This window comes from Ruegeria sp. BHSA191 (assembly GCF_059613325.1).
The window spans coordinates 1-17,147 of record NZ_JBXWSH010000029.1; the positions used below are offsets into that span (position 1 = coordinate 1).

Below are 17,147 nucleotides of genomic sequence, written 5' to 3' on the forward strand. Positions count from 1 at the left end.
ACATCTCGTCCAAATGCCACCACCAGCGGCTCGACTTCATCCCCTCGATACGTCGTTTTCTGATCTCGGCGGCGAACATCGGACCAAACCTGTGCCACCAGAACCGGACGGATTCGTGACTGATGTCGATACCGCGCTCGTGCAGCAGATCCTCGACATTGCGGAGCGACAGCGGGAAACGCACGTACATCATGACCGCCAGGCGGATGATCTCGCGGCTGGTTCGGAAATACTTGAATGGGTCGTCTTTCGTCATCCCAAGACGCTATGAGACCGCCCTGCCCCGCTCAACCAGATTCCCTCTGACACCGCCCCGCGATATGATCGGGTGCCTTCGGCACGATCCCATTGGGGTTGAGCGCCTTAATCGAATAGTGGCCCTGCAGGATGTGATCCATGTTCACCGTTTCCCGCACGCTGGGCAAGTCGAGCATCCGCGTGACGTAGTCGGTCAACCGGGGATAGTCGTTGACCTGCCGCCGGTTGGTCATGAGCAGACCATGATAGGCTGCGTCGAAACGGATCAAGGTAACGAAGGCGCGAAGGGTCCGTCAGGGATCCAACAGGATGCTGCCCAAAACCTCGATGTCGCCCTCGTGCTGCCGGATGATCAGGACCTCACCGGATCGCGTTGCTTGCCCCGCGAGCGCAGAAATATTGACCTGGTGCGACACCAGCATCACCCGGCCATCCTGTTCCCGTAACAAGGCCCGCAAGTCGCGGGTCTGACTGTCTCTTCGCTCGTATCTGCCAAAGAACGAATTCAACGCAGGCGCGTCCACCACGGGCCCGAGATCGAGAAGTTCGGCGGTTTCGCGGGTCCGGCACCATTGGCTCGTCAGCACCCGGTCAAACTCTATCCCACGCTCCCGAAAGGCCGCACCGATCGCGCGGGCCTGGTTGCGGCCGCGCGTGTCAAGGTTCCGCTGGGTTTTGCAATTCCCAAGTTCGAAATTGGCGGGATCGCCCGTTCCGGGAGCGAGAGCATGCCGCATGATCGCAATCGCGCCGGGTTGTTCCAGGGCGTCCCAGTCGTTGGCAAAAAGCGATGCGGGCAGGAGAAGCAGGATGAATGTGATTAGGCGCATGAGCAGAACCTAGGCGGCCCGCCTTGGCTTTCCAGACCACAAAATCCGGCGGCGGTCGTTTCGCATGCGTCCGCCTCCCTCCGCACAATCCCCGCAAACCATTGAACTGCATTGTTTTCGACGGGCGCGCGGGTAGCGTTGCCCCATGCGAAACGAGATCAACACATCGCGACTGGGGTCCAACCCGCTGCCGCCCGACCGGATAGCCTCGACCGAACGCCGCGCCGAGCTGTGCCGGTTGCTGGCAACGGGCCTGGTCCGGCTGCGGCTCCGAGACAAGGTGAAACTGTCTGCCGAAATAGGAGACTTTTCTCTAGGGTCAGGACCCATTGATTTTCGTCCAGCAGCGTGATTCACGGCTCGAAAACGAGCGGTGAACATGTCTGATCTTTTCTGGCTTACCGACGCGCAGATGGCGCGTCTCGAGCCCTTCTTTCCGAAGTCCCACGGCAAACCCCGCGTCGATGACCGGCGCGTGTTGAGTGAAATTATCTTCATTAATCGCAATGGGTTGAGATGGCGCGATGCCCCTTCTGCCTGTAGCCAACACAAGACCCTCTATAACCGTTGGAAGCGTTGGAGCGACAAAGGCATCTTCGCCCAGATGATGGCAGGTCTGGCTGCCGCTCACGGCGAAGAGAAGACCATAATGATCGACGCCACCTACCTGAAGGCCCACCTTACCGCGACCAATTTGGGCGTCAAAAAAGGGGGCGTGGACGCCTGATTGGCCGCACCAAGGGCGGCATGAACACCAAGTTGCATGCCATCTGCGATAGCCGGGGACGTCCACTCAACCTGTTCGTCACCGCCGGTCAGGTCAGCGACTACATCGGCGCACGCGCATTGCTGAGCAGCCCACCCGATGTCGACTGGCTGCTCGGGGACCGCGGATATGATGCCGACTGGTTCCGGGAAGCGTTGAAAGACAAAGGGATACGCGCCTGCATCCCTGGCCGGAAGCAGCTGCATAAACCTGTCAAGTACGACAAGCGCCGCTACGAGAGGCGCAACCGGATCGAGATCATGTTCGGCAGGCTGAAGGATTGGCGGCGTGTCGCAATGCGATACGACAGATGCCCGCAGGTCTTCCTGTCAGCCATCGTCCTTGCAGCACTCGTCATTTACTGGCTATGAGTCCTGACCCTAAGCGACAGACCGGCAATTTCCGGTTCACGCCTCAAAATCTTCCCCTGTGTTTTTCTCATCGCCGCAGTGTAGTTCGCCATAAGAATCATTGGCTGCGTTTGAGAGTTGGCGATGAATGCGAATGATCGGATCGTGAAATCTTTCACACGTGGAGCAAGGCTAACCAATAGGATGAAAATGAGTCGCGTCGATCTTGCTGGAGGTGATCCGTTTGACAGGCCCGACAATCCATTGATTATGTGCGCATGACCAAAGCTCAAAGACCGCCAAAGCCAAAACCCATTCCTTACACCCCGGCGCTGAACCGCTATGAGCGGATGGTGTATCGGCGATGTGGGCGATCCGGTGTGAAGCTTCCGGTTGTCAGCCTAGGCCTGTGGCATAATTTTGGTGCGGACTCGACGCACGAAAACAAGCGCGCCATGTGTCGAACCGCGTTTGATCATGGGATCACTCACTTTGATCTGGCGAACAACTACGGTCCACCACCCGGTTCAGCCGAAGAAGCATTTGGCGAGATCCTCAAAACGGATTTCGCGGGTTACAGGGATGAACTGATCATTTCCTCCAAAGCAGGCTACGACATGTGGCCGGGTCCCTATGGGGAATGGGGGTCACGCAAGTACATGATTGCGTCCTGTGACCAATCACTCGCGCGCATGGGGCTTGATTATGTCGACATCTTTTATTCCCACCGCTTTGACCCCGATACCCCTCTCGAAGAAACAATGGGCGCGTTGGATTATATCGTACGGTCGGGTCGCGCGCTCTACGCAGGCATCTCGAGCTACAACTCCCACCGCACGCGCGAGGCGGTGAAAATTCTCAACGACCTTGGGACGCCCTGTTTGATTCACCAGCCTTCCTACAACCTGCTCAACCGTTGGGTAGAGCGGGACGGTTTGCTCGATACACTGGACGACCTGGGGGTAGGATCGATTGCATTCACGCCGCTGGCACAAGGCATTCTGACTTCCAAGTATCTAACCGGTATTCCGAGTGGTAGCCGTGCCACGCAAGGGAAGTCATTGCTCGATGGCATGATCAACGAGCGGTCTCTGGCAAGTGTCCGTGCTCTGAACAACATGGCCGAGGAACGCGGGCAGACTCTGGCGCAAATGGCCCTGGCCTGGGTGCTCAGAAGTGGGCGTGTAACGACCGCACTTATTGGTGCGTCCCGGCCGGAACAAATCGTCGATTGCGCACGCGTCGTCGATAATCTCGACTTCAGTGCTGACGAGCTCAAAAAGATCGATGAAATCAGTTCGGAAGAAGATATCAATTTGTGGGCGCGGTCGTCAGAAACAGAATGACCATCCTTAGAACGTACGCAAAACCCACGCCCTTAAAAGCATACGGTCATTGGCGGATTGAATATCCTTTAGTTCGACCAACCAGCTAACAAGGGCCGTCGGCCCAGAGTTCCGTATCTGCAAGACGAACGAAGATCGGCCTACCCATCGCAACCGTTGTGGCGTCGCCACATGGTTGGGTCATGCCCTTCTGGGACATTGGCGCATGGATCATCTGAGTAGCCGCGCAGTACGCTGTATCTTCGGATCTGATCATCGCTCAGAAGAGCTGGTGTCGCGAGATGTCTCGACAAATGAACCATACGCAAAGCGGCTTGGGCTTCAGCAGCTTTAGCCAAAAGAATTGCGAGTTCATCTTCTGAAACTTCGGTGTCTTCAAAAGCTGCGCTCACCGCAGCTTCAGCAGCGATGAATTTTTCTCCTGCCGCGATGGCTTCGGTTCTCATTTCTTCAAACAACGCCGTAATTTCAGCAACTTGATCATTTGAAAGCGCAAGCTCTTCTTGAAGCTCCAGCAGATGAGCGGGGCCAGGAAGGCCGTTCAACTCCGCAGGAAGAGCCAGTCCCCAACCGCCGCCCCGGCGAAGCTCAGCTATATCTTGATTGGATAGGCTTTTGATCTCACGTGTCTCGAAACCGGCGTACGGTGTACCACCATGCTTGTGCCCATCATCCTGTGATAACGCCGACAAAGGCATCGCAGATAGAACAACCGCCATCGACAAAACGAATTTCATGGGCATTCCCCTACAAAAAGAGCGCGGCATTCGCCAATACAAAGACAGTATGAATTTTCCCGCGTCGTACACAAGCCGTCGTTCGCGCGCCACAACGAATGGCGGCTAAGTCCCGCGTTGCTGCCATAGCCTGGATTTCGATGAACGTCCGGTCTATTTGAATGCGGTCGTTGGCAGTCGCTGAACCGCGATCTTCAGCGGAAACAGCAGCTTTCCGCCGACAGCAGACGCTCATGGCATCATGCTCTACGTCCGATGTGCGGACAAAACTGTCGGTCGCTTGTATTCAGCAATCAACGGCTTAGGCGAAGCCTTCAACGGAACAAGTTATCATTGACTTAATTCAAGGCTACCGGCGCGTGTAGATGGCAACCTGAGTAACGCCAAATACTATCCGCCGAGGGCTGTTGGGGTGTAATTTCCTGCGCCCCGCTACATTTTTTCTGAAAGTCAGCACATTGGCGCCGCTGGCCATAGTTATGCAGCCACGAACCGCTATGGTGTCGCGGAATACCAAAAATGGTATCCATTACACAGCAGAGTCTCCATTTTTTGGAAATTCGAAGCGGCACTCCCTTCCGTGTCAAGCGGAAACGCTTTCAAATGTACCTTAAACCTACAATGCGCTACGTTACAGACGTGGAAAAGAATGCATATACAATAAGAAACCTAAAGCGAGTCTACGGCGAAGGGCCTGCGGCCGTGCACGCATTGCGCGGAGTAAATCTGGACATTCCGGAACGAGAAATCGTTGTGCTACTTGGCGCTTCAGGCAGCGGAAAATCGACCTTGCTGAACATTCTCGGAGGCCTAGATCGAGCGTCCGACGGCAGCATTCACTTTCGCGACCAAGATCTGACTTTGATGTCAGACAAAGAACTTACCCGGTATCGCAGAGATCATGTGGGGTTTGTTTTTCAATTCTATAATCTGATGCCTAGCCTAACTGCTCGAGAGAATGTTGAGCTTGTCACGGAGATCGCACGAAACCCAATGGACCCTGATCACGCGCTTGCGCTCGTCGGATTGACCGATCGCGTTGATCACTTCCCCGCCCAGTTGTCTGGTGGCGAACAACAACGCGTCGCGATTGCACGTGCGGTTGCGAAACAGCCAGACGTGCTGTTCTGCGATGAACCAACAGGTGCCTTAGACAGTAAAACGGGAAGGACTGTTTTACAGGTCCTGAAAGATGTGAATGAGCGGCTGGGTGCAACTGTTCTGATTGTGACCCACGCGACGTCTCAGGCAGCCATGGCTGACCGGGTCATCCGCTTTGGTGATGGCGCTGTAATCGAAGTTACGCAAAACACCTCCAAAGTCGCGCCAGAAGATATCGAGTGGTAGCTGCAGAATGTCTGCATTGGCAAAAAAGCTCGCTAGAGATCTGTGGCACATCAAAAGTCAGGCTACGGCGATCGGTTTAGTTGTTGCACTCGGCGTCCTGATGCAAGTCATGCAGTCCGGATTGGTTGTCAGCTTGGATGAGACCCGTACGGCGTATTACGAAAGATATCGTCTTGCAGACGTTTTTGCGCCAGTTGTCGGAGCTCCAGAACATATTGCCGAAGACTTACGGAATTTACCTGGAGTTTCATCGGTCGACACCCGAGTGGTCGGGCAGGCTTTGGTGGACTTACCGAATATAGAACTGCCCATTCGCGCTCTGGCCATTTCGCTTCCCGAAATCGGCGAAGCCAAATTGAATTTGATCTATTTGACCGATGGTCGACACCTCTCTCGCGAGCGGCCTGATGAAATAATTGTTTTGCAAAGCTTTGCGCAGGCTCACGGCTTAAGACCCGGAGATCAGATCTCTGCAACCATGAACGGGGCGCGGCGAAACTTCGAGGTCGTCGGACTTGCAATGTCGCCTGAGTTTCTTTTTGCCGCAGCGCCGGGAGAAATGGTGCCTGACGATAGTCGATTTGCAGTTCTTTGGCTCAGTCGTCCAGCTATGGAGGCGGCATTTGACCTGAACGGAGCTTTCAACGAAGCCCTCTTTTCGTTGAGCCGCGGAGCGGAAACACCTGCGATCCTTCGTGCAACCGATAGGGTCTTGGACAAGTTCGGGGGACTTGGCGCGTTCCCGCTTAGTGATCTTGCCTCGAACAAGTTTGTTTTAGAAGAAATTGACGGCTTGCGCCGTACGTCTGCTACAGTCCCCCCGATCTTCTTGGCCGTCGCTGCGTTTCTTCTTTACATTGTCATTTCCCGTTTGGTGGCTTCTGAAAGGGAAGAAATCGGATTGATGAAAGCATTCGGTTACACGAATTGGGAGGTTGGAAGCCACTATCTAAAAATGGTCCTGATAATTGCTGGGGGTGGAGCCATTGTAGGTGGAATATTGGGAATAGTTGCCGGACGCGCGCTGATAGATGTCTACCTCGTTTATTACAAATTCCCGTTTTTAGTTTTTCGACTGGAACCTCTGAGCGTTACGCTTGGATTTTTAGCGAGTATTCTGACATCTTCGGTCGGAGGGATGGTGGTGTTGCGTAGGGTATTTGTCTTGACACCTGCAGTGGCGATGCGGGCCGCGGCGCCAGCCGATTACAGCAGAAGCGGGCAAATCGGAAAAGCCTTAGCCGGGTATCTGGACCAACCAACTCGAATGGTGTTGCGCCGGCTTACGCGCCAGCCCGTGCGAATGATAGGCGCGATAACAGGCGTCAGCGCCGGCATCGCTCTGTCAGCAGCAATGGCTTCAATTCTAGCAAGTTTCGACAGAATGGCTGAGCTGACCTTCGATATCATGGATCGGAGCAACGTGTCCGTCAGTTTTATAAACCCCATTTCTCGCCAAAGCCTGTTCGACGTACAGTCAATCGAAGGAATAATTGAAGTTGAGCCTGTTCGCATCGTGCCCGCAATCTTTAAGCACGGTCGTCTTTCCTATCGCGGTGCGATTACCGGATTGACTGAATTTCCAAGGTTGAACCGCGCAATAGACCGTGCTGAACGATCGATCCCGATGCGCCAGGATGGGGTCATTCTTTCATCAGGCCTCGCTAGAATTCTCGACATCCGAGCGGGTGACTGGCTTTCCGTTGACGTACGCGAAGGTCGTCGTCCTGTGTTGCAACTGCCCGTAGTCGCCATTTCCGAAAGCCTCATGGGATCGCCGGCATACATGGAGATAACCGCACTGAACCGTGTTCTCCGCGAACCGGATCGAGTATCCGGAGCATTCATACGAACTGACAAGTATCTTGAGGAGGAGACTTACAAACAGCTCAAGGACATGCCAATGGTGGCGGGTGTGGCGCTAAAATCTGATACTAGAGGTGCGTTTCAGAAAGTGATGGACGAAGGAGCAGGCGCCATGCGCTACATTATGGCCTTGATTGCCGGGGTTATAACGTTTGGTGTAATATACAATGCAGCTCGTGTCGCTCAAGCCGAACGCGTCCGGGATCTGGCAGCGCTGCGAGTTTTGGGGTTCACAAGAACAGAAGTAGCCTTCGTCTTGCTAGGTGAATTGGCCGTCGTCACGTTGCTGGCGCTGCCGTTAGGGGCGTTAGCAGGCTATGGTTTGACCATCGCGGTCTCTCAAGGTTTCAGTACGGACCTGTACCAAATCCCCCCCTACTTTAGTTTCAGGAGTTTTGGGCAAGCTACTGTGGTTGTGGTCATTGCAGCATTGCTTTCAGGGTGGTTGGTTAAACGCAATGTGGATCGGTCGGATCTGGTTCTGGCACTCAAATCAAGGGAGTAGCATTCGTGAGCGCGCGAAAAAGGTACTCTCGGTCGATCTTAACAATTGTTTCAGCGATTGTGGTTGCGGTTACTCTCCTTGCCGCTTTCTGGCCGCGCCCGATACTGGTCGATACTGCGACGGTAGAACGCGGCAATATGATTGTTACCATCAACGAAGAAGGCAAAACGAGGGTTAAGGAACCCTATGTCGTTTCTTCCCCTATTGCCGGTGAACTGCAACGTGTTACGGTTCTGCCCGGTGACCGTGTCGTCGGTGGTGAAACGATCGTTGCCCGCATGACGCCGGCCAATCCATCGGCTCTGGATGTACGTACCCGCGAGCAAGCACTTGCTGCGGTCAGCGCCGCCGAAGCAGCGCTCAGGGTTGCCCGCGCGGATTTAAACGCGGCATTGGCTACGGACGACTTCGCGCAAAGCGAACTTGAGCGAACACAAAAGCTTGTTGCTAAAGGCATAGCAAGCAAAGTCACGATGGAAAGGTCCGAGCAGGCCGCCAGAATCGCTAAAGCCAACCTCGATACAGTCCAGGCTGCAATCGCGATGCGAGAGGCAGAACTGGCCAATGCGCGCGCGCGATTGATTGGATTTGATGACGCAGGTCTAGCCGAAGCGCTTGAGGATAGCGGGGCGCCCTCCTACAGTATTCCGCTGCGCGCACCCATCGACGGAACTATTTTGAAAGTTATCCAGAAAAGTGAAACAACACTCCCGGCTGGTGAGCCGATATTGGAAATCGGAAACATCGAAGGCGACCTCGAAGTAGTGGCAGAACTCTTGTCGTCAGAAGCGGTGCAGGTCAGCGAAGGGGATCGTGTAATTATCACCAATTGGGGCGGCCTTGGCGATCTGAGTGGTTCAGTTAGCCGGATTGACCCCTATGGATACACGAAGTACTCAGCACTGGGAGTAGAGGAACAGCGGGTTGAAACCACGATACAATTCGACGGTCCAAGCGAGGTTCGAGGGACTTTGGGACACGGATATCGTATCGAAGTCCGCATAGTCGTCTGGGAACAAGAAGACGTCACCATCGTTCCTTCAGCTGCGCTGTTTCGACAGGAAGCGAATTGGGCCGTCTTTGCCAATGCTGGCGGCCGCGCAGTTCTAAAGAAAGTGGACATCGGCCAAAACAATGGTGTCGAAGCTCAAGTGCTAAGTGGATTGGAGCCGGGTGATACGGTGGTTCTTTTTCCATCAGCCAATCTGATTGACGGCTCGCGAATTGAAAAAAGGCAGATAAAGTAACGGGTCTTTTTTCGGGCGGTTTGACCATTTCTGTTTTGGGCTCGAAGCAGTCGTTGGCGGGGCCTTGGCTGTCCGTCCGGTCTAGGAAAGCGAACGGCATCTTATACCGTTCGCCGATCGTTTACATGTCGATCTTCTCGGCGATTGCCAACGCATCTTCGAGCTCGACCCCAAGGTATCGAACCGTGCTGTCTACTTTGGTGTGTCCGAGCAGGAGCTGGACCGCACGAAGGTTGCCGGTCTTTCGATAGATTTGAGCGGCTTTGGCGCGCCTCAGCGAATGCGTGCCGTATCCGCTCGGGTCCAAGCCGATCGCCGACACCCAGTCCTGGACAAGCCGCGCGTACTGCCGGGTCGATACATGCGGTCGATCGTGGATCCTGCTGGGAAACAGAAACACACACCCGACCATCTCGGGAGACGAAACCCAGTTCCAGATGGACTCACGCGTGTTTTCAGAGACCTCGAACTGGACTGGTCGTTGTGTCTTGCTTTGGATGACAGAGACACGATCGCGGACACTGCCCCCAATCACGAATTCGGCGACCTTCAACCGGACGAGATCGCAGCCACGCAACTTGCTGTCGATCGCGAGGTTGAACAGGGCGAGGTCCCTGAGATTCCCCGCCAGTTTGAGGCGGGCACGAATCGCCCATACCTGCTTTGGGAGCAGCGGGAGTTTCTGGCCCACAAGCCGCCCTTTGTTCGACGGGCGGCGTTTCGGTTTGACAGCGGGAAGTTGGACTTTGGACATGAGATTTCCTCAATCCGTCCCTCCCGCTCCCGGCGTCGACACTGTGTAGACGGGGTGATTCTAGCCCAGACCGTGAATGGCCGGTTCCGGATTCGAGGTTGCGTTGCATGTTGCATCGCCGCAAGGCGGCAGAGAGCCCTGAACGGTCTTTCAAAACTGGAAATTAACACCTCAGCTACCGTAGCTCGATGCGACCGATTTTATGCTACAGTAAGCAGGAACAAATTGGAGATTGTTGGCTCGGAGCAACGGAGATGGAACGCAAATTAGCGGCCATTCTGGCCACCGATATAGTCGGTTTCGCGGGATTGGTATCACGAGATGAAAGCGGAACATTAGCTAAGTTGGTTCGACTAGAACGTGAAATCATCGGCATGCAGGTGGAAGCAAACCGCGGTCGTGTTTTTAAGTCTACTGGCGATGGGTTTTTGGCTGAGTTCTCGAGTGTCTTTGAGGCGGTCAATTGTGCAATCAACATTCAAAGAGCGTGCGCGCGCGAAGCACGCCAATCGAATAGTGACGACCCACTCATTTTACGCGTCGGAGTTTCGCTCGGTGATGTTGTTGTGCACGGCGATGATATTCTCGGCGACGGCGTAAATACTGCCGCACGGCTTGAGGCAATAGCGGAACCAGGCGGAATCGCGGTTTCAGGGGAAGTGATGGCGCAAATAGCTGGCAAGATAGATCTTCCGCTGGCGGATTGCGGTCACAAAAGACTCAAGAGAACTGATAGTCCAATACATGTCTACATGACCATTTCAGAACCCGGGAAAGAAGGAGGTTTTCTGGATTTTGATGAAGATGAATTGGCCAAAACCTTAATAACTGGTGGCTGCATCTGTGGGTTGGTCCGATATGAAATAAACGCGCCTGCCATAAGCACAGGGTATTGCCATTGTAGTTGTTGCAGAAAATTTTCTGGCTCAGCAGTTAATGCATGGGCGGCCTTTCCCGCTTCTGCTGTTCGATTTCTCACCGAGGAACCTCGCTACTTCGCAACTACGCCGATAGCAAATCGTGGCTTTTGTGCCAAATGCGGGGCAAGCCTAACTTATAAGCTCGTGAAGCCACGAGAAACGGCCTATCTGGTCCTGCATACTTCGAGCCTCGACCAACCAGAAAACTTTGCTCCCTCGGTCCACTCCGGAATAGAAAGCAAAATGCCTTGGTTTGATATTTTGGATGATTTGCCGCGGACAAGATCTTCAGACTCCAGAGTTTTGCAAGAAGCGTGGTCAAGTGTCGGTCTACCAGACCCTGAGACTTGGGGACCTTTGGCTAAGCCACCTGCAGTATTTTAGTGATGGAGCGATTTCTGCTTTGTCCGTATAGCGGAAGTAGACGATGATCAAACCAAGGTCAGCTATCCGAAGAAGTCGTCCCCACATATTGTCAGTTTGCCGATCCGATCGTTCTTGCTAGGCTGGACGGCGGAGGAACTGGATGCGTTCACGGATCACGACATTGATGTTTGTCGATATGGTCGGATACTCGCGAATGATGAGCGCCGATCAAGACGCTGCGATCGAGGCGGTTCGTGAGCTGAAGAACAAGCAGCTAGAGCCCGTCCTTTCTGATTTCGGCGGCGAGATTCTCAAACGTATGGGCGATGGCTGGATCATCGCCTTTTCGTCCATCAGTGCGGCTCTAGACAGCGCAATTCAGGTGCAGACGAACCTTTACGATCACCGGAAACTGAAGCTGAGGATCGGGTGTCACCTGGGTGAGATCGTTGAAGATGAAGATGATTTCTACGGTGCCGGTGTGAATATTACGCAGCGTATCCAGACTGAAGCACCGCCGGGAGGTGTGATGGTGTCGGAAGATCTGTTTCGGCAATTGTCCAGCGACCGCGCCAAGCTTCTTAGCGACGCAGGCACGTTCAACCTGAAGAACATTTCGCAACCGGTCAGGCTGTATCAGTGGCGCCCGGCTCCCGGTCTAAAACGGAAGCTGGACGATGTTCCTTCAATCGCAGTGCAGGCCTTCGAATTCGCTCCGATCGATCCAGAAACTGGTGCTGTGGCCGGCGACTTGCGCGACCAGTTGATCGTTCGTGTCTCGCGTCGCAAGGGCGTGTTGATATTCGACGCTTCCGACAAGAACGTGGAAAAGGCGACTTATGACTTGCGCGGACGGTTGCGCATAGCCGGGGGAAGGGGCCGGTTGACTGTGACCTTGACCTCACGGGCAGATGCCCGGCCTGTCTGGTCGCAAACATACGAGGCGCCGACAGAGGATATCTTTGCCTTCTGTGACGAAGTGCTCGAACTGGCGGAGGGTGATCTGCGTCTGCAAACCAATGCATTCGACGGGGATCGCCTGGTCGAAATCCCACTCGAGGATTTGAGTGTCTCGGAACTCAGGGCACGGGCGGCCAACGAATACTACAAAGTGACGATGGAGAGCTGGACGTATGGTCTCGCTCTCATGGAACGTGCGATTTCACTGAATCCGTATGATGCGGTATCGCTTTGCATGCGGGTAGAAGCCCAGATCATGCTGCATGGAGCACGCTACCAAGACCTGCCAGCAGACCTACGACAAATCTATGCCGAGGACCTTAATACGGCGGTCATCCAGTCGCCGCAGAGTGACTACGTGTTCTGGACCCGAGCGTATTTCCGGCTTGCCGTTGATGACGACGTCCCAGGCGCCCGAGCTGATCTGAAGCGAAGTGCAGAAATCAATCCGGCGTATCTCGAGAACTACGAGCTCAGAGGGCAGATCCTCCTTCGGGAGTCCGATTTCGAGGGTGCCGATGCCGCCTTTTCCCGGTTGATCGAACGAGGCGCTCAGAACCCGCTTCAGCCTTACCGGCTGTTCATGAGAGGTGTAGCAAGGTTCTGCGCGGGAGACTTCGAAGGAGCCGCCCAAGATGCTGCCGCGGCTTCTGACCTGCGCCCGAACGAAGCGGGTCACCTGAAACTCCGCGCAATGGCCCTCAATGAAATGCAGATGGGAAAAATGGCCAAAGCTTGCTTGACGGCCGCCCGCAAGCTCTCCCCGGAACCGATGATGACAACCAAGCTGCCAGTTCTGCCGCCCGAGTTTCGCTGGATTTCGGACAAGCTGAAGCCCGGCACCTGATATTTGCGAACAGCAAGAGGGATCTTTTTGGGCGCGCCTCGTCAATGCCCGCTTCGTCCGCAACTCGGACATAGACCCTAGTTTGCTGGACGTCCGGTCTCGGTGAAAGCAGACATCGCACAACGTCGCCCCGATTTCGTCGGCTTGAATGTCTGTTTCTGTCGAAAAGCGGTCATTTTTGAAAAACACCCCGAGTTCCGCTATGCGGACAAACCTGCCGACCGGCAGTCGACCGCACAGAAGCGCAAGCACTCATTTTTCCGAAGGAAGTAAATGTCTGCATTCTGAACCGCATGTTGCGCAATCTTAGAACCGGGTAACCGACCGACACCAACGCCTTGGGCTCACCCTTCTTCAGGGGACGACTGGTGATATTAATAGGCACCGTGCCAGTAGTTCCGGAGAACCACTTAACCGAGAAATTAGGCTCAGCCAGGCGTGTACCAGATAGGTGACGTGTAGGCACGTTCTTGCGTCTCCGTCGGTGCATCGTCAGGCAGCGACGCGCCCATTCGGAAAGCATCGTACACCGTCCAGCGCGGGGTCGGGATTTCGATAACCCGGGCGTAATAGAAGGCCGATTGAGAGGGATCAAAGTCAGGATCGGTCCATACCGTTCCCATCTCACCCTGCCCGATCGAGTTCGTCCAGGTGGCACGCTCCACGTCGACGGTGGAACCGATGGAGGGCAATTTGCCGTTTGCGTCCGGCTCCCGATCACCGGCCCAGGCCACGTCATACACCTGTTCGTGTGTCTCGCCGTCGGCATCGAGCCAGCCCTTGACGATCTGAATGCGATCCAAATTTCCGCCGATCGGATCCTTCAGCGCATAGACCATGAAGGTTGGCGCTTCCGAACCTTCGGATGGCGGCGGAAGATCCCCGCCCATCGGAGTGCCCTTGGCATAGCCTGCCGTTGCAGGGGTCCGCGAGGTCAGGTCATCCATCGTGTAGTTCCAGCCGCCGAAGAAACGTACCACGATGCGCGATCCCGTCGTTGCATAGACCTCCTTGCGCTCCATCGCATCGAAGATCGCTTCGCGCGTGTTCTCACTCGCCCATACGGCTGCGAGGCCGGATGCGACCATTTCCCAGCCCAAAATTGCCACGTCTCCAAACTGGCCGACGATATGCCCGGGGCGTTCAGGATTGGGCTCGGCCCCGGAATGCTTACCAAAGAAATTATCCTCCTGAGCAGTGGCGAGTGATGTGTGGCTGTCAGTCGATCCAACCATCCCGAACTTGTAGGGGTTGGTGCCGAGCGACGTTTCCAGAAGCAATCCGGTTTTCAACGCCTCACGCGCGTATTCACCGGCAAGCATGTCGTCGGTCTTCAATTCCGATAAGTTCAGGTTGCCCTTGTCCCAGGTTTCGTAATCGGCGAACTCGTCGTTCGGGCTGAGGAAGGGATGTGCTTCGCCATCCCCTTTGATCTGCGTTACTTCGTAGACGGGTTCCCACATTGCACGGGTCTGCGCATACTCTGCATCCAGTTGCCGGCCATCATACTGCGCGGTTTCAGGAAACATAATGCCGTTTGACAGGTTGCCGTTATGTGCGATGGCAAGCACGTCTCCGCGCGTGACATCTTCATAGTTCGCCATCCATTTCCACAAGTCGCGCGGATTGATGGAACCAAGGGGTGCCTCGGTGGTGAACGGATCCATCATGCCAGCCTTTTCACCTCCGTCGCGGTAAACGACGACGCGATGCATGTTTCCACCCTGGATCAACGAGGTCCATTCATAGCCGATGAAGCTAGTGAAAAGACCGGGTTCGTAAGCTTCTTCTGCGGCCTCAATCTGGCGCTGCCAGACAGAGCGGAAGGGTTTTGATCCTGCCTGGACCGCAAGCACCGGAGAAATCACCTCACCACGCGAATATGCGTCGATGAGTTCCAGAGCGGCTGCCACCCCTTCGTCGCCGCCATTCGCCACCATGGTTGCGATGCGGCTACCCTCGGGATCCGACATGATGGATTGGTCTTGTGCATAGATCATGTCGAAGAGACCCATGTTGTCGGAATGGTCAGCAACCACCAACCAATCGAGCGGCCGTGAAAGCCGCGCCATGAAGCCGGTTGTTGCCTGCACTTCTTGACCCTTGGCAAAGCGATAGGCAGCCCGCGCGTCCAAACGGTTGCCGAAAGCACCTGCATCAAACGAAGTGGACGTATGCAAGTGCGTATCCCCCCAGAGAGGCCGGTCGGGTATCCCACGTTGGGCGTAGGGGGAATAGGACTTACCGGGAAAAGCCTTGCTGAGGCTCGAACCGTCGGGCGTCGGCTCGAATGCGAATGCAGCGGCGCCCAGGACCCCAAGTGCCGTTGTCATTGAAAGAAATGATTTCATCGCGAACCTCCCCACACCGGTTTCTGCGGAAATCATATCACGAAACGGCCGCAAATTGATCGACAAAACCGAATTTCTTGGAAACTTCCAGATTGATGCCTGCGTCCAAAGCGGACGTCGGGACCACCTCCTAGGGAAACCGGATGCTGTTTACCCGGGACCTCTTTTGAAGCTTATTCACGTCTGCCTTGGGCTCGTCTCAGTCATCTGAGGCTTTTTTTCAGATGACTGGTGTGCGGACGAAGCTGTCGTTCTCCCATTAACCTGTTTCAGTATCTGGGCTTGAGCAACAGCGATGGCGGGCGCGGTTGCCCGGCAGCAAGAAGCCGAGCGTGATACCGCTGGTAGGCCCAGAGGTCCATGTCGCGAGAGATGAACTCGCTGCCCCGGTCGACGCGGATCGTATCCTCAAAGCTTGCCTTGCACATAGACAAAAACCCGAATGCGTATAATGTTTTTCCAGTCCTGGTTTTTTTTAACCAGTCGCATGAGGAGGAAGAGCAATGAAGTCTCTCACTGTTTTTTTGGTTTCCTGCACAGCTTTTTGGGTCATGCAAGCGGCAGACGCTCTGGCCGCAAACTGCGGAACCGACTTTCAGCATGCCTATGAAAAGGGCGTTCGCGATGGTCGGGGCGATGGTTCTCATTTGCGTGAATATGACCCGATGCACCATGGTCGGAAGGTTGCCAGAAAATGGAATGAGCGCGGAAACTGTTATCGCGAGGGTTACGATGTAGGATATCGGAATGCTGCTGCCGATGCGCGAAAAAAGCCCTCGCGACCCTCGCATGAAAACGCTCCCACGCCGGGCTCCAACGAACGGGCATATTACGACGACGGATGCCACGAGGGTACCGGTGACGCACATATGAGCATGAGCATGGCATACGAGCGGCACTCTGACATGTATGACCGCAGGTTCGAGCCTTTTTTCAGGCAAGGCTATGAACACTGCTGGAAGTTGTTCAGGTGATAACTTGACGTAGTGGGGGCAGCCACGCCAGGTTCAATTTCTGGCAGTGGCTGCCGTTTAAATGGACGAAAATAGAGGTGGCGACGAAAGCAGCTTTTCTCTCACCAGTGATTCTGGCGCCCGGATTCGTCCTTTAGAATAATGTAGAAAACATGCACGCTGCTGCGGCCTGTCAACGTATTCACGGAGGTGCTGTCAGACAGATTCTAACCAGTCTCAGTTTCCCAATAACCACGGGAACTTAGGCGGAACAGAGCTGACGCCACTCGGCGAGAGCGGCGTTGCGGATCAGCTTGAAGTTTTCGCGGGTGTAGAGGTGGCGCTCCTGGTTGAAATGGTTGTAAACGGAGGAATGAACGGCGGCGAACTTCTGCAAACTTCGCATGCGCCGGAAGCGCTGCATGGCCCGTTCTCTTCGTCGGAATGGCAGGTGCGAATTCTCAACCCGATTGTTCAACCAACGGCCTGTATGCTGCAGATCGGCCGCTCCAACCTCCCGCAACGCCGCACGGTACAAAGGGAGGCGGTCCGTCACCAGAACTTCCGGCCGACCGTAGCGCCGCATCAATTTTCTGAGGAATTTCAGTGCCGCACGCTTGTTTCGACGTTTCGTGACCACGGCTTCCAGAACTTCGCCTTCGTGATCAACAGCGCGCCACATGTAGTGACGTTCGCCGTTGATCTTCACGAAAACCTCGTCGACATGCCACTGCCATTGCCGCC

General features: G+C 55.0%; 15 protein-coding genes and 1 pseudogene. 8 read left to right on the forward strand and 8 right to left on the reverse strand.

The window, feature by feature from the left end:
• The 3 genes and pseudogenes from AC2FNS_RS17640 to AC2FNS_RS17650 form a co-directional block, all read right to left on the reverse strand.
• A pseudogene (locus AC2FNS_RS17640) lies at nt 1–256 on the reverse strand (IS6 family transposase); the annotation flags it as partial.
• A gap of 31 nt (nt 257–287) precedes the next feature.
• Complete coding sequence (locus tag AC2FNS_RS17645; protein WP_496797837.1) at nt 288–527, reverse strand: hypothetical protein; 240 nt, start codon at nt 525–527, stop codon at nt 288–290.
• A 24-nt stretch (nt 528–551) separates the two neighbouring features.
• Nucleotides 552–1,088, reverse strand: coding sequence for a histidine phosphatase family protein (locus AC2FNS_RS17650; RefSeq protein WP_496713360.1), 537 nt, complete (start codon nt 1,086–1,088; stop codon nt 552–554).
• A gap of 379 nt (nt 1,089–1,467) precedes the next feature.
• On the opposite strand from AC2FNS_RS17650, the gene AC2FNS_RS17655 reads away from it, so the two are divergent.
• Nucleotides 1,468–2,225 (forward strand): IS5 family transposase gene (locus AC2FNS_RS17655; protein WP_496713362.1). Its coding sequence is split into 2 segments (ribosomal slippage): nt 1,468–1,804 and nt 1,804–2,225, totalling 759 coding nucleotides; the frame shifts between segments, so codons are not numbered across the junction.
• Between the two features lie 293 nt (nt 2,226–2,518).
• Nucleotides 2,519–3,550 carry an L-glyceraldehyde 3-phosphate reductase gene (mgrA, locus tag AC2FNS_RS17660; protein ID WP_496713378.1) on the forward strand — a complete coding sequence of 344 codons (1,032 nt, stop codon included), beginning with the start codon at nt 2,519–2,521 and terminating at the stop codon, nt 3,548–3,550.
• Nucleotides 3,551–3,690: 140 nt separating this feature from the next.
• Here mgrA and AC2FNS_RS17665 read toward each other — a convergent pair whose 3' ends face one another.
• Entirely contained in the window at nt 3,691–4,287 is a 597-nt protein-coding gene (locus AC2FNS_RS17665; protein ID WP_496682619.1) for a Spy/CpxP family protein refolding chaperone, read from the reverse strand.
• 621 nt (nt 4,288–4,908) lie between these two features.
• On the opposite strand from AC2FNS_RS17665, the gene AC2FNS_RS17670 reads away from it, so the two are divergent.
• From AC2FNS_RS17670 to AC2FNS_RS17680, 3 genes are read left to right on the forward strand one after another with little or no spacing between them, the layout of a single operon-like run.
• Complete coding sequence (locus AC2FNS_RS17670) at nt 4,909–5,634, forward strand: ABC transporter ATP-binding protein (RefSeq protein WP_496682649.1); 726 nt, start codon at nt 4,909–4,911, stop codon at nt 5,632–5,634.
• A 7-nt stretch (nt 5,635–5,641) separates the two neighbouring features.
• The gene (locus tag AC2FNS_RS17675; RefSeq protein WP_496713364.1) at nt 5,642–8,005 is read left to right on the forward strand and encodes an ABC transporter permease; all 2,364 of its coding nucleotides are present in this window, start codon (nt 5,642–5,644) and stop codon (nt 8,003–8,005) included.
• A gap of 5 nt (nt 8,006–8,010) precedes the next feature.
• Entirely contained in the window at nt 8,011–9,252 is a 1,242-nt protein-coding gene (locus tag AC2FNS_RS17680) for an efflux RND transporter periplasmic adaptor subunit (protein WP_496713366.1), read from the forward strand.
• A 121-nt stretch (nt 9,253–9,373) separates the two neighbouring features.
• Here the strand turns inward: AC2FNS_RS17680 and AC2FNS_RS17685 are convergent, their stop codons facing one another.
• The gene (locus tag AC2FNS_RS17685; protein ID WP_496713368.1) at nt 9,374–10,006 is read right to left on the reverse strand and encodes a tyrosine-type recombinase/integrase; all 633 of its coding nucleotides are present in this window, start codon (nt 10,004–10,006) and stop codon (nt 9,374–9,376) included.
• A 254-nt stretch (nt 10,007–10,260) separates the two neighbouring features.
• On the opposite strand from AC2FNS_RS17685, the gene AC2FNS_RS17690 reads away from it, so the two are divergent.
• Together AC2FNS_RS17690 and AC2FNS_RS17695 are read left to right on the forward strand one after the other, a co-directional pair.
• A complete protein-coding gene (locus AC2FNS_RS17690; RefSeq protein WP_176432488.1) occupies nt 10,261–11,310 on the forward strand; it encodes a GFA family protein in 1,050 nt (349 codons plus the stop codon).
• Between the two features lie 142 nt (nt 11,311–11,452).
• Nucleotides 11,453–13,099: an adenylate/guanylate cyclase domain-containing protein gene (locus AC2FNS_RS17695; protein WP_093964034.1), complete on the forward strand. Its 1,647-nt coding sequence runs from the start codon at nt 11,453–11,455 to the stop codon at nt 13,097–13,099.
• Nucleotides 13,100–13,527: 428 nt separating this feature from the next.
• On the opposite strand, the gene AC2FNS_RS17700 is transcribed toward AC2FNS_RS17695, so the two are convergent.
• Nucleotides 13,528–15,450: a DUF3604 domain-containing protein gene (locus AC2FNS_RS17700; RefSeq protein ID WP_496711242.1), complete on the reverse strand. Its 1,923-nt coding sequence runs from the start codon at nt 15,448–15,450 to the stop codon at nt 13,528–13,530.
• Nucleotides 15,451–15,719: 269 nt separating this feature from the next.
• The gene (locus AC2FNS_RS17705) at nt 15,720–15,878 is read right to left on the reverse strand and encodes a hypothetical protein (protein WP_496797840.1); all 159 of its coding nucleotides are present in this window, start codon (nt 15,876–15,878) and stop codon (nt 15,720–15,722) included.
• Nucleotides 15,879–15,953: 75 nt separating this feature from the next.
• On the opposite strand from AC2FNS_RS17705, the gene AC2FNS_RS17710 reads away from it, so the two are divergent.
• Nucleotides 15,954–16,424, forward strand: a complete 471-nt coding sequence (locus AC2FNS_RS17710; RefSeq protein WP_496713380.1) for a hypothetical protein — start codon at nt 15,954–15,956, stop codon at nt 16,422–16,424.
• 241 nt (nt 16,425–16,665) lie between these two features.
• On the opposite strand, the gene AC2FNS_RS17715 is transcribed toward AC2FNS_RS17710, so the two are convergent.
• Nucleotides 16,666–17,147 (reverse strand): IS6 family transposase (locus AC2FNS_RS17715; RefSeq protein ID WP_496803930.1); only part of this gene is annotated, 482 nt, incomplete at its 5' end.

Coding starts and splice junctions, on each gene's coding strand:
- AC2FNS_RS17710 (WP_496713380.1), top strand. CDS start 15,954: ATGAAGTCTCTCACTGTTTTTTTGGTTTCCTGCACAGCTTTTTGGGTC.
- AC2FNS_RS17695 (WP_093964034.1), top strand. CDS start 11,453: ATGCGTTCACGGATCACGACATTGATGTTTGTCGATATGGTCGGATAC.
- AC2FNS_RS17665 (WP_496682619.1), bottom strand. CDS start 4,287: ATGAAATTCGTTTTGTCGATGGCGGTTGTTCTATCTGCGATGCCTTTG.
- AC2FNS_RS17705 (WP_496797840.1), bottom strand. CDS start 15,878: ATGTGCAAGGCAAGCTTTGAGGATACGATCCGCGTCGACCGGGGCAGC.
- AC2FNS_RS17700 (WP_496711242.1), bottom strand. CDS start 15,450: ATGAAATCATTTCTTTCAATGACAACGGCACTTGGGGTCCTGGGCGCC.
- AC2FNS_RS17670 (WP_496682649.1), top strand. CDS start 4,909: ATGCGCTACGTTACAGACGTGGAAAAGAATGCATATACAATAAGAAAC.
- AC2FNS_RS17675 (WP_496713364.1), top strand. CDS start 5,642: ATGTCTGCATTGGCAAAAAAGCTCGCTAGAGATCTGTGGCACATCAAA.
- AC2FNS_RS17690 (WP_176432488.1), top strand. CDS start 10,261: ATGGAACGCAAATTAGCGGCCATTCTGGCCACCGATATAGTCGGTTTC.
- AC2FNS_RS17685 (WP_496713368.1), bottom strand. CDS start 10,006: ATGTCCAAAGTCCAACTTCCCGCTGTCAAACCGAAACGCCGCCCGTCG.
- AC2FNS_RS17650 (WP_496713360.1), bottom strand. CDS start 1,088: ATGCGCCTAATCACATTCATCCTGCTTCTCCTGCCCGCATCGCTTTTT.